This is a genomic window from Paenibacillus sp. B-A-8 (assembly GCF_048572915.1).
Taxonomy (GTDB): domain Bacteria; phylum Bacillota; class Bacilli; order Paenibacillales; family Paenibacillaceae; genus Paenibacillus_AQ.
Map to the genome: position 1 here is coordinate 1,242,909 of NZ_CP183882.1, position 11,970 is coordinate 1,254,878.

At 44.5% G+C, this 11,970-nt stretch carries 11 protein-coding genes; 7 read left to right on the top strand and 4 right to left on the bottom strand.

Annotated elements, in window-relative coordinates:
• The first annotated feature begins 89 nt into the window (after positions 1-89).
• Positions 90-1,859 carry a M3 family oligoendopeptidase gene (locus tag ACN6MV_RS05505; protein WP_042124623.1) on the top strand — a complete coding sequence of 590 codons (1,770 nt, stop codon included), beginning with the start codon at positions 90-92 and terminating at the stop codon, positions 1,857-1,859.
• On the opposite strand, the gene ACN6MV_RS05510 is transcribed toward ACN6MV_RS05505, so the two are convergent.
• Positions 1,856-3,436, bottom strand: coding sequence for a bifunctional metallophosphatase/5'-nucleotidase (locus ACN6MV_RS05510; protein WP_042124625.1), 1,581 nt, complete (start codon positions 3,434-3,436; stop codon positions 1,856-1,858). The two genes, ACN6MV_RS05505 and ACN6MV_RS05510, sit on opposite strands and share 4 nt — an antisense overlap.
• 174 nt (positions 3,437-3,610) lie before the next feature.
• Between ACN6MV_RS05510 and ACN6MV_RS05515 the strand changes: the two genes are divergently transcribed.
• The 5 genes from ACN6MV_RS05515 to ACN6MV_RS05535 all read left to right on the top strand — a co-directional run bounded on the left by ACN6MV_RS05515 (position 3,611) and on the right by ACN6MV_RS05535 (position 8,002).
• Positions 3,611-4,588 (top strand): phosphate/phosphite/phosphonate ABC transporter substrate-binding protein, encoded by a 978-nt coding sequence (locus ACN6MV_RS05515; protein WP_042124627.1) that lies wholly within the window; start codon positions 3,611-3,613, stop codon positions 4,586-4,588.
• A gap of 138 nt (positions 4,589-4,726) precedes the next feature.
• Positions 4,727-5,509: a phosphonate ABC transporter ATP-binding protein gene (gene phnC, locus ACN6MV_RS05520; protein ID WP_339289455.1), complete on the top strand. Its 783-nt coding sequence runs from the start codon at positions 4,727-4,729 to the stop codon at positions 5,507-5,509.
• 1 nt (position 5,510) lies between these two features.
• Positions 5,511-6,302 (top strand): phosphonate ABC transporter, permease protein PhnE, encoded by a 792-nt coding sequence (gene phnE, locus ACN6MV_RS05525; protein WP_042124631.1) that lies wholly within the window; start codon positions 5,511-5,513, stop codon positions 6,300-6,302.
• Positions 6,299-7,102, top strand: coding sequence for a phosphonate ABC transporter, permease protein PhnE (gene phnE, locus ACN6MV_RS05530; protein ID WP_076117963.1), 804 nt, complete (start codon positions 6,299-6,301; stop codon positions 7,100-7,102). The genes phnE (ACN6MV_RS05525) and phnE (ACN6MV_RS05530) overlap by 4 nt, the downstream gene beginning before the upstream one ends.
• A 168-nt stretch (positions 7,103-7,270) precedes the next feature.
• Positions 7,271-8,002, top strand: a complete 732-nt coding sequence (locus tag ACN6MV_RS05535; RefSeq protein ID WP_042124635.1) for a ZIP family metal transporter — start codon at positions 7,271-7,273, stop codon at positions 8,000-8,002.
• 79 nt (positions 8,003-8,081) lie between these two features.
• Here the strand turns inward: ACN6MV_RS05535 and ACN6MV_RS05540 are convergent, their stop codons facing one another.
• Positions 8,082-9,071 carry an aldo/keto reductase gene (locus ACN6MV_RS05540; RefSeq protein ID WP_419886716.1) on the bottom strand — a complete coding sequence of 330 codons (990 nt, stop codon included), beginning with the start codon at positions 9,069-9,071 and terminating at the stop codon, positions 8,082-8,084.
• A gap of 94 nt (positions 9,072-9,165) precedes the next feature.
• Entirely contained in the window at positions 9,166-10,014 is an 849-nt protein-coding gene (locus ACN6MV_RS05545) for an AraC family transcriptional regulator (protein WP_076117960.1), read from the bottom strand.
• 202 nt (positions 10,015-10,216) lie between these two features.
• Between ACN6MV_RS05545 and ACN6MV_RS05550 the strand changes: the two genes are divergently transcribed.
• Positions 10,217-10,885, top strand: a complete 669-nt coding sequence (locus ACN6MV_RS05550) for a general stress protein (RefSeq protein WP_419885872.1) — start codon at positions 10,217-10,219, stop codon at positions 10,883-10,885.
• Positions 10,886-10,972: 87 nt separating this feature from the next.
• On the opposite strand, the gene glpX is transcribed toward ACN6MV_RS05550, so the two are convergent.
• Entirely contained in the window at positions 10,973-11,968 is a 996-nt protein-coding gene (gene glpX, locus ACN6MV_RS05555) for a class II fructose-bisphosphatase (RefSeq protein ID WP_419885873.1), read from the bottom strand.
• Positions 11,969-11,970 lie beyond the last annotated feature (2 nt).

The window sequence follows — 11,970 nt, forward strand, 5'->3', positions numbered from 1 at the left end:
GAAGAGAGGAAGTACATTATGTCGATGCACTTTTCTGTCGTTATGGATTATGCTTAGAAGAAAGTAATTGATGGGGAAGAGGTTTGCGAATGAATATGACATGGAATTTGGATATCTTATATCCTTCCTTTGAGTCAGAGAAGTTAAAAGGGGATCGTGAGCTACTGAGTCAACATATACAAGATTTAAAGATGTGGGCTGAGAATCATTTGAAAGCGACAGCTGTTACGGCTGCACCTGTGGAGAACTTTTTAAGACTCTACAATGATTATAAAAGCGTATATGTATGTTTATTGGCCTATGCAGAGTTAACGCTTAGTGCAGACAGCAGTTGTGAGGAAGCTATGAATCTTGCGGATGATATTGAACATATAAGCTCAGAGATTGCTGGAGTAGTTGCGGGTTTTAACCGTTGGATTAGTACTTGTGATCACATAGATGAGCTTATCGTTAGCTCAACTTATCTTTTGAAGCATCGATTTTATTTAAAGGAGCTTCTTCTGCAATCCCGTTATGTATTAAATGAGGAAGTGGAAGTTGCAATTGCCAGAATGCAGAGCACGGGTTCTAAAGCGTGGGGAAGGCTCTACATGGAGAGCGTATCGAGTACACTAGCAGATGTGGTAGTACAAGGGGAAACTAAGAAAGTAACGCTTGCGGAACTAAGGAGTATGGCCTATGAGAATAACGCTGCATTAAGAAAAGCGGCTTATGAAGCCGAGGCTGAAGCTTGCAGCCGTATTGCTGGGGTTTGTGCAGCTTGCATGAATGGAATAAGCGGTGAGGCGCTAACGGTTTATGGCATGCGTGGATATCAATCTTCTCTGGAAAAGGTGTTAGTGGCATCGCGAATGGACAGTGAAACTTTATCGGCAATGCTCGCCGCTCTTCAGGAGAGTCTGCCAGCTTTTCATACCTATTATCAAAAGAAAGCCGAATTGCTGGGACATTCTACAAAGCTGCCTTTTTACGATATTTTTGCACCGATTGGCGAAGAAAGTGTAAAAATCTCTTATGAAGATGCTCAAAAAACAATTGTTTCTAGCTTCGGAACCTTTAGCGAGGAATTGGCCAGTTTAGCGCAAAAGGCTTTTGATCAGCAATGGATTGATGCAGAACCTAGAGCGGGTAAGGGTGGATATGGGCTCTGCATTGATATTTTTCCGATAGGCGAGAGCAGAATCATGACCCAGTTCACCGGAAATGCTATAGATATTAGTATCCTTGCCCATGAGCTCGGCCATGCGTATCATAGCTCCTGTCTGGGGAATGAAACGATGCTGAACACAGATTACCCGATACCGATTGCTGAAACGGCTTCGATCTTTTGCGAGACGATTGTAAATCAGGCACTACTCACTAGTTCGACCAAGAAAGAAGCGCTGCTTCTATTGGAAAGAAGTATTTCCGATGCTGGGTATTATCTTGTAGACTTCTATGCTCGTTATTTATTTGAGCTTAAATTATATGAGAGAAGAGCCTTAGGTCCGCTTCCTGTTCAAGAGCTGAACGAATTGATGATTACTTGTATGGTGGAAGCTTACGGTGAGAGCATTGATCCTGACACGATCCATCCTTACATGTGGATGAACAAGGCCGGCTATTTTATGGCTGGTTATGAATTTATGAACTTCCCGTATTCTTTCGGACTATTATTCGCTAAAGGACTCTACGCAGAATATTTAAAAAAGGGCGAGGGATTCGTCGCCCGGTATCGTCAGTTCCTTAGTGCTACCAGCAAGCATAATATTGCAGATGTAGCAAAGTTTATGGATATTGATGTACATTCCATTGATTTTTGGAGAGGGGCTTTAAAGCTGATAGAAACCGATATTAAGGCATTCATCAGCACAACTTAAACCACTCTCCAGTTGTGATCACAGGTAGCTTCAATTTGACCGCGTTTTTCAATGTAATTCGTGACAATTTCAGACATGTCGATCAGTACTTCTTTGACAATCGGCTTGCCCTTATACATCTCATAATCTCCACCGCCGCTTGCTCTATAGTTGTTCATAACAACATCATATTCCTTAGAGTCCTCTACAGGCTGTCCACGATACAGCAGATGGAGGACTCTTTTGCCTACAGGTTTATGGACATGAAGCTCGTAGTGGATGCCTTCCCACATATCATAATTGTAATGTTGCGATTTAGGTTCTACATAAGCAGGGTTAACCATTACATTTCCCTCTATATCCTTTTGAAAATAATTGGCGGTTTGTTCCAGTGCCTCTTTTATATCTCGCCCGGTCAGTCTTAGTACAGTTAGCGTGTTAGGGTAAATGAAGTTAGAAAGAATGTCTCTCCGTGTAATGGTGTTACTGAAACCCTTGCAATCGTTACTGAGCAAAGCTGATGTTGAGATTTCTACACCGGTAGCCTCCATTTGTACCTTATTCATGAATTCTATAAAGGGATGGTCAGCCATTCGGCATTCATCTGCACTAGAAATAGATAAATCACCGATAACTGTACCTATTCTCTCATCCAGCCAGATTTCTGTTTCTGATTCAAGAGTACTGCTAAGCTCTAGAAGTGCATCATCTACAGCGGTCTTGTCGTCCACAGCAAGGAGTTCGGCTTGTTTACTCTTAATCTTCCAATGCTCGTTTTCTTTTTGAAAGATTACTGAAATCTTACCTAGGGAATGCCCATTACAACCAGGCTGTATGATCGTCACACCATTTAGCTCACTAGCTATGAAGCGATGCTGATGTCCGGTAATTAACACATCTAAGCCTTCAACCTCTGTGCACATTGCGTAGGCTTGATTCTCCCCGGTTAGTCTCTCTACAGGTTCACCACTAATGAGGTCGCGCTCAAATCCGCCATGATAAGCTACAACGAGTAAATCGGGCTGTTCTTCTTCTCGTATCGTGGCACACCAAAGTTTTACAGTCTCTAACGAATCCTTAAATTGAAGTCCTTCTATATGGACAGGATTCTCCCAGTGGGGAATGTAATGTGTGGTAACCCCTAGAATGGCTACCTTGATTTTTTGGTCTACCCACTTGATGATATAAGGTTTACCAAATGCGGGCTTACATGTCGTGCGATCTATAATCCCAGCAGATAACCAAGGGAATTTGGAATCCTGAATGGCTTTATTGAGCAGTGGCTTACCAAAATTAAACTCATGGTTGCCGATAATTGCAGCGTCATATTTTAATTCGTTCAGTGCAGCTATGCCTGGATTTAATTCGTCACTGTACTGTGTGGCTGCATAATAAGCTAGCGGTGTCCCTTGAATAAGATCGCCGTTATCCAGAAGAATCAGTTCCGGACAATGGGATCTTTCTTGTTTAATAAGGCTGGCAATGGTTGCTAAGCCCTTTTGTCGTTTCTCACCTGTACGGTAATCAATGGGTCCTAAGTGCCCATGTAGATCACTTGTTATGAGGATTTCACAGGTTAAAGTGTTGTCTTTATTCATGGGAAGCCTCCTGCAAATTATAAGTTCAGACCCCCATTCTATCAGATAATTTGGAAATTTTAAGAGATTAAAATAAATTTTACATATATTTAATAGTTAGATGCCCTAGATTTAATACAAAATATTTATAGTCTAGAAGTACTAAAAAAAAAGAAAACAGTGGAGGTCTTTCGTTTGAGAAAAATAAGTAAATTCGTATTGCCGCTAATGATGTCTATTACACTGCTTAGTGGTTGTGGTGCTAATAACACTACTAATACTGCAAACCAAGGATCTACAGATGGAACAAATGCACCGAAGGAAACGGCAGCTCCTGTAGCAGAGGGTTATGTTCCAGAGAAGCTTACAGTACAATTTGTCCCTTCCCAAAATGCAGATACGCTCGAAGCTAAGGCGAAACCTCTTGAAAAATTACTGGGTGATAAACTCGGTATTCCTGTAGAAGTAAGTGTCTCGACTGATTACAACACAGTTATCGAAGCTATGGCTTCCAAAAAAGTGGATGTGGGCTTCCTTCCTCCAACAGCTTACGTATTAGCAAAAGAAAAAGGAGCTGCTGAAGTTATTCTTCAAGCTCAGCGTTTTGGAGTAAATGATGAAACGGGTGCTCCGACAGATGAATTAGCTGATTTCTACAAATCTATGATTATTGTTAAGAAAGATTCTGCGATCAAATCCGTTGCCGATTTGAAAGGCAAAAAAATTGCCTATCAAAACGTTACATCCTCAGCAGGTTTTGTATGGCCGGCTGCAACGCTGATGGATGCAGGACTTGATCCGTTGAAAGATGTACAAGCCATCACGGTTAAGGGACATGATCAAGGCGTACTTGCTGTGCTGAACGGTGACGTAGATGCAGCAGCTATTTTCCAAGATGCTCGTAATGTAGTCCTTAAGGATTATCCGAAAGTATTTGAAGATACCCAAGTTCTTGCCTTCACTGATAAAATCCCTAACGATACGATTTCGGTTCGTTCAGATATGAACAAGGAATGGATGGAGAAGATTCAGCAAGCATTCATTGATATCGCAGCTGACAAAGAAGGACATGAGATTGTTAAAGAAATTTATTCTCATGAAGGATATGTGAAGTCACAAGATAGCAACTTTGACATTGTTCGTGAATACAACAATAAAGTAAAAACAGAGTAGTCCAAGCCGTTCAAGGATACAACGATGTTGGTGTATAACAGTCATTAAGGATAGCCAGCTCCGGATTCCCCCCCCGGATCTGGCTATCTCTTTCTCTTTTATACGATTATACGAAAACACACACAAAGGAATGATTTCATGATAAAGATTCAGAATGTATCCAAGACGTATCAAAACGGAACTAAAGGCTTGAACAACATAAATCTGACTATTCCAGCTGGGGAATTTGTAGCTATTGTTGGTCTTTCTGGAGCGGGGAAGTCCACCTTGCTGCGTTCCATTAACCGGCTTCATGATATTTCAGAAGGCGATATTCTTATCAATGGGCAATCCATCACGAAGGCAAAGGGAAGCCAGCTCCGAATGATCCGTAGAAATATCGGAATGATCTTCCAAAGCTTTAACTTAGTCAAACGTACGACGGTGCTTCGTAATGTATTGGCAGGGCGGGTCGGCTATCATTCTACAATGCGGACGATCATTGGGAGATTCCCACAGAAGGATATCGACTTAGCCTTTGAGTCACTCGATAGGGTCAATATTGCTGAGAAGGCCTACACACGTGCAGATCAACTATCTGGAGGTCAGCAGCAGCGCGTGGCTATTGCCCGTGTTCTTGCGCAGGAGGCGCAAATTATCCTTGCAGATGAACCTGTCGCTTCACTGGATCCGCTCACGACCAAGCAGGTTATGGATGATTTGAAAAAAATTAATGTGGAGCTTGGGATCACCACCATCGTGAACTTGCACTTTATCGATCTTGCTAGAGAATATGCTACCCGGATTATCGGACTCCGAGCAGGAGAAGTGGTCTTCGATGGCCCTGTATCGGAGGCAACCGATGAGAAGTTCGCTGAGATTTACGGAAGACCGATTCATCAGGATGAGTTGTTAGGTGAGCCTGTAATCGGGGGCATGTGATATGAATTTGAATGCAGAGAAACTACACCCCAAACCGCCAAGGAAAATAAAGCATTATTTCACAGTCATCATATTAGTAGTATTACTGTGGAGAAGTGCAGTTTTGACCGATTCATCTATCGGTGAGCTGATCTCCGGTCTGCCGAATATGCTGGATCTGTTTAAGGAAATGTTCCCTCCAAACTGGGGGTATTTTGACAATATTATAGATGCGATGCTGGAGACGATCCGGATGGCATTGGTCGGTACAACGTTTGGTGCCATTCTTGCAGTTCCCATTGCACTACTGTGTGCAAGCAATATTACGCAAAGTCGATGGCTTCATTATCCAGTGCGTATGCTGCTGAATTTGATCCGCACAATTCCTGATCTATTGCTGGCTTCTATTTTTGTCGCCATTTTCGGTCTCGGTGCGCTTCCGGGAATATTTGCTTTGACGGTATTTTCGCTGGGGCTGATCGCCAAGCTTACGTATGAATCGTTGGAGACGATTGAAAAGGGACCTTTGGAAGCAATGACTTCGGTCGGAGCGAATAAGACGCAACGAATTATATTCGGAGTCATTCCGCAGGTACAGGCTCATTTCATGTCCTATGTGCTATATGCCTTTGAGATCAATGTCCGTGCTGCAGCAGTTTTAGGTTTGGTAGGCGCGGGTGGAATCGGCCATTACTATGAAGTGACATTAGGCTTTTTAGAATACGATAAGACTTGCACCATTATCTTGTTCACATTAGCAGTAGTATTGATTATTGATTATGTAAGCACTAAGCTGCGGGAGAAATTAATATGAGTAAATCATGGAATACCCTTGTCCCTAAACCTCGTAAAAATCGCTTCCGCCTACTGATTTATGTGGCATTAGTGGTAGTGTACATTTGGGCTTTTTCCGGAGTGCCGTTTAATGGATTTAAAGAAACTGCCGGGGTCATTACTAAGGCGATCTTTGCCGGGATATTCTCACCTGATTGGGCCTTCGTTTATTTACCAGATGGGGAGGATCTGCTCCGTGGATTGCTTGAAACGATTGCTATTTCAATTTTAGGAACTTTTATCTCGACCTTCATATGTATCCCTTTTGCTTTTTGGGCTGCGGTCAACATGAGCAAGGGAAAGGTGATTTCGGGCTCCGGTAAGCTGGTGTTAAGCTTTATACGGACATTCCCTGAGATCATTATGGCTTTGCTGTTTATCAAGGCTGTTGGGCCGGGTTCATTTGCAGGTGTACTGGCTCTGGGACTGCATTCCGTGGGCATGCTCGGCAAATTGTTCGCGGATGAGATTGAAAATATTGATAACGGTCCACTTGAAGCCTTAATTTCTTCTGGCGCCAGCCGCATGCAGGTGTTATGGTTTGCTGTTGTGCCGCAGGTATTGCCAGGCTTTCTATCCTACACTTTATACAGGTTCGAAATTAACGTTCGCTCAGCTACGATTCTGGGTGTGATTGGAGCTGGGGGGATTGGTACGCCGTTAATCTTCGCCCTCAGTTCACGGAATTGGGACCGTGTCGGAATTATACTACTAGGCATTATTGTGATGATTACGATTATTGATTTGATTTCCGGCATGATTCGGAAGAAGCTAGTGTAACTGAATCGCGTAATTACATGAGACAAAGACCTCCTTAGGGTATGAATAGAGCCCATGGGGGTCTTTTTATGATTAGCGCACTATTCGGAAAAGCTATCTAGAAGTAATAATACTTTTTGTGTTAACATATGTTGGTCTATCCGAACTTGTACCAAAGGAGTTGAAAACTTGGAAACTGCGCTTATTGGCAGCTTTGTATCAGCAATGGCTACGGTGCTTGGAGCGTTTCCGATCCTGTTTGTGAAGAGGTTATCTGAGAAATGGAAGGACGTTCTCGTTGCTTTTACAGCAGGGATTATGGTATCGGCTTCTACATTTGGACTCATGCCGCAAGCGATTAAAGAATCGGGGATTATCGCTTTAACCTTAGGCTTGATTACAGGTGTACTGCTTCTCGATTTAATTGAAAAAAACATTCCGCATATCGACGTGGAGAATAAACCCGGATACACCAATATGGATTCGAAGGCGTTGCTCGTTTTGATCGCGCTATTCATTCACAACATACCAGAAGGTCTTAGTACGGGATTCAGTTATGCCAGTGAACAGGCAAGCCTGGGTCCGACCGTGGCCATAGCAATTGGTGCGCAAAATATGCCCGAAGGATTGATTCTTGCAGTCTTTTTGATGAATTCTAGAACAAGCAAGTTAAAAGCCCTGGGAATTGTTACGCTTACCGGACTTATGGAAATGGTATCTGCGGTGATCGGCTATTTTACAGCCAGTTATCTGCAAAATGTAGTGGGCTATGGTCTTGCTTTTGCAGCCGGGGCTATGCTATTCATCGTCTACAAGGAGCTTATTCCAGAGAGTCATGGTCATGGTTACGAACGGCCTTCGACGTATTCATTTATCTTTGGATTATTAATTATGGTGTATATTACGCAGATATTTGGGTGAGTAGGAAAACGGCCAATGAAGTGCCAGAGCAGCTTAAGCTGCCTGACCTCATTGGCCGTCTTTATGGTTTAATCTATAATTATCCTCGCAAAATCGTCTCGATTTGCTCCAGCTCTTCTGCGCTTAGCTCCGGTGCATTCAAGGAAGCGACAGCATCTTCAATCTGGCTCACCTTACTTGCGCCGATCAGAGCAGAAGTGACTTTACCTCCGCGGAGTACCCAAGACAACGCTAGCTGAGACATTTTTTGTCCACGTGCAGCAGCAATCTCGTTCAGTTTACGAACCTTACCGATAGCCTCTTCAGTGATAGCGTTCTCGGACAGGAATACACTTGGTCCAGCAGCGCGAGAATCAGGAGCGATTCCGTTCAAATAACGGTCGGTCAAAATGCCTCCTTGTAGTGGGGAGAACACAATCGAACCGATACCTTCCTCAGCTAATACATCTTGCAAGCCGTCTTCAATCCAGCGGGACATCATGGAGTAGTTTGGTTGATGAATCAGGCATGGCGTTCCAAGGCGACGCAGAATTTGTGCCGCTTCACGTGTCTGTTCAGGGTTATAATTCGAAATCCCAACATACAACGCTTTACCTTGGCGTACAATGAGATCCAGTGCAGCCATAGTTTCTTCCAGTGGTGTATTCGGATCTGGACGGTGGTGGTAGAAAATATCTACATAATCGAGTTCCATACGTTTCAAGCTTTGATCTAAACTGGAGACGAGATATTTCTTGGAGCCCCATTCGCCATAAGGGCCGGCCCACATATAATATCCAGCCTTAGTAGAGATGATCATTTCATCACGATAAGGAGCAAGATCCTTCTTAAGGATTTGACCAAAGCTTTCTTCAGCGGAGCCTGCAGGAGGACCGTAGTTATTAGCGAGATCAAAATGAGTGATTCCAAGATCGAAAGCTCTTCTTGCCATGGCGCGACCATTCTCAAATAAGTCGTTGCCGCCAAAGTTATGCCATAGTCCAAGCGAGATCGCCGGAAGGAGTAGACCGCTTTTTCCAGTGCGGTTATATTTCATATTGTCATATCTGGTAGCGCTTGCGTTATACATCATTATTTCCTCCTAAAAAGACTTATTTCTGATTACGTTACGTCCTTATTGTAGCGAAAGATCCCGGACAAACGTATGTCAGCAAGGAAGAAGTTTATAGTACAATGTCATTTTCGAGATGACGGACACGGTATTCTTTTGGAGAACAACCTTTCACCTTCTTGAACATCCGCGAAAAGAGTAAGGGGTCCTGATAGCCGACGGAACGCGAGATCTCACCGATAGTACAGAGGGTTTCTGTCAGAAGCTCGCAGGCTTTAGCGACACGGTAATTCAATAAATACTGCTGTGGTGGCATACCAATGGTCCGTTTGAACAAGGAAGATAAATATTTGCGATCCAGCTTGAGAGAAGAAGACAGCATTTCCACCGAAATGTTCTCACAATAATGTGTATGCAAAAAGTGGAGACTTTGCTCGACGTAAATACTCTTTTGACGCGGTAAAGGAAGTACATCCGGAACAGCTGGCACCGCTTGTAGTAAAAGGGAGAAAAAATCATACATGATCGCTTTTAGCGGTAAGTCAAGACAATCCGAATTGTCGGCTGCTTCTGTCAGGCGTTCGTAGAGATTAGGCATAAGCTGTTCATCCATCGGGAAGATCGGCTGCTCAGGGGTCAAGGAGGTTTTGGATAAAATATAGGATACCTGTTCTCCGGTAAAGGCTACCCATGAATAGATCCAAGGATTGGTCAGGTCCGCTGCATAAGAAGTAACGATATGAGGGTAGGTAAGAAAAGCTTGTCCCGCCTGCAGGATATGGGTTTGTTCTCCCACAGATACCTTGCCCGTTCCCTCATGAATGAAATGTATTTTGTATACGTCACGAACCCCAGGTCCGAAAAAATGCCCAGGGAGACACTGCTCCCGCCCCCAGTAATGGAGATGCAGATCGGGATTACCTCTGAAGGGACGCTCAGAATTATAATTAAATATCGCCATGATTGCTTCCGTCTCTTTCTTTTATAGAGTTAACCAAGGGCAAATTTGCCCGTCTTCTTTTATTATACAGTATATTTTAGCAGGCACATTACTTGGAATACGTTATGAATTCTGAGATAGAAGTTTATCCCTGCCCAGTTTGGTTAAGTAAGCTATGAAGCTGAACGTATGAGCTAACTTCGATCACTAGGAGGTAATGGAGATGAATAAGAGAATAGTGGGTGTCTTTGCTGCCGAATACGAAGCTTCGAGGGCTATTGAAGAATTGAAACGTCAAGGCTGCAGGACGGAGGACATTTCGATTATCGCGAGAAATAACGATAGCGTGGATTCACTTAGAGATGAGTCAGGGACTCAAGCGCCGGAAGGCATAGCTACTGGTGCAGCTACTGGTGGCCTGCTGGGTGGTTTGACAGGGCTCTTGATGGGGATAGGCGCTTTGGCTATTCCTGGTATTGGCCCGATTATCGCAGCCGGACCGCTTGCGGCAACGCTGGCTGGAGCGGCAATAGGCGCTGGTAGCGGTGGACTGGTTGGTGGTCTTATTGGTCTTGGCATCCCTGAAGAGGAAGCCAAGCGTTACGATAACTACGTAGGTGAAGGTCATATCCTTGTAATGGTGGATGTAGAGGGTGTGGAGAAGGAAGAAGAAGTGAAGCGGATCTTCGTACAGCATAATAGTCTGAACCCAGACCGTTTTGAGGAAATTGCGAATAAAAATACAGCTGAAAATCGAAATTATGATGGCAGTGTTAAGGAAAGCGATGCGCTTAGAGCCGCTGATCAACAAGAGGCGAGAAATTTGGCTCAAGCTACCGGAACCATGGATGCCATGGATACCTTAGCGAGTGAGCGCATTAGAAATAAATAAGAGATGATTAGCTATTTAGTAATAAAAACAGACTATTTCACTAGCCAAGGGTGAGCTGGTGAGATAGCCTGTTTTTTTTGTGTAATGCTATAGAGAGGCAACATTCTGTCTAACGGTTAGTCCATCCGGTATTTCTTTGCCGGGAAGGAAATGAATGCTGCGGATGTAGCGGATCGTTCGGCTCTGCGCCCGCATGATGACCGAATGCGTCTCGGCTCGTTCTTTGCCGATAAAACGGACACCGTTGAGGAACTCACCTGAAGTTACGCCAGTGGCGGCAAAGAGTACGTCGCCTGTACCTACCATATCGTCCATGTATAGCACTCGTGTAGGATTGGCAATACCCATACGGACACATCGCTGCTGCTCAAGAGGTCCATCGGGAAGCAAACGGCCCTGCAATTCTCCACCAAGACATTTCATTGCGGCAGCAGCAAGGACGCCTTCAGGTGCTCCGCCCGAGCCCATGTACAAATCGACATCGCTATCCGGTAGAGCTGCCGCAATAGCGCCAGCCACATCGCCATGACCGAGCAGCTTAATCCGCACCCCTGCTTCACGAAGGCTATGAATAAGCTGTTCATGCCGTTTGCGGTCAAGAACCATTACGGTTAGCTCGGAGAGGGACTTGCCACTGAAGAGGCATGCTTTCTGGAGAGTGACTTCCACAGGGTCTTCAAGACTAAGCTTCCCGGCAAGCTCAGGACCGCAAGCGAGTTTCTCCATGTAAATGTCTGGAGCATGCAGCAGGCTGCCTTGATCTGCTATGGCAATCACGGATTGGGCATTGTGTAGACCACAGGCGACCACTTCAGTACCTTCCAGAGGATCGACGGCTACATCGACAGAAGGACCGTTTTGATTCCCGACTTTCTCGCCAATATAGAGCATTGGAGCATCATCCATCTCTCCTTCACCAATGACGACCGTTCCATCGATGGAGACGGAATCAAACATGGAGCGGATGGCAGTCGTGGCTGCATCATCTGCCGCATTTTTATCTCCCCGCCCGATCCAGCGAGCTGAGGATAATGCACCTAGTTCAGTTACCCGTACAATCTCAAGAGCCAGTTCGCGATCCATTC

What these genes read in the sequence shown, in the direction of transcription:
- ACN6MV_RS05505 (WP_042124623.1), top strand. Translation starts at nt 90, where the DNA reads ATGAATATGACATGGAATTTGGATATCTTATATCCTTCCTTTGAGTCA.
- ACN6MV_RS05510 (WP_042124625.1), bottom strand. Translation starts at nt 3,436, where the DNA reads ATGAATAAAGACAACACTTTAACCTGTGAAATCCTCATAACAAGTGAT.
- phnC (WP_339289455.1), top strand. Translation starts at nt 4,727, where the DNA reads ATGATAAAGATTCAGAATGTATCCAAGACGTATCAAAACGGAACTAAA.
- phnE (WP_042124631.1), top strand. Translation starts at nt 5,511, where the DNA reads ATGAATTTGAATGCAGAGAAACTACACCCCAAACCGCCAAGGAAAATA.
- phnE (WP_076117963.1), top strand. Translation starts at nt 6,299, where the DNA reads ATGAGTAAATCATGGAATACCCTTGTCCCTAAACCTCGTAAAAATCGC.
- ACN6MV_RS05540 (WP_419886716.1), bottom strand. Translation starts at nt 9,071, where the DNA reads ATGTATAACGCAAGCGCTACCAGATATGACAATATGAAATATAACCGC.
- ACN6MV_RS05545 (WP_076117960.1), bottom strand. Translation starts at nt 10,014, where the DNA reads ATGGCGATATTTAATTATAATTCTGAGCGTCCCTTCAGAGGTAATCCC.
- ACN6MV_RS05550 (WP_419885872.1), top strand. Translation starts at nt 10,217, where the DNA reads ATGAATAAGAGAATAGTGGGTGTCTTTGCTGCCGAATACGAAGCTTCG.
- glpX (WP_419885873.1), bottom strand. Translation starts at nt 11,968, where the DNA reads ATGGATCGCGAACTGGCTCTTGAGATTGTACGGGTAACTGAACTAGGT.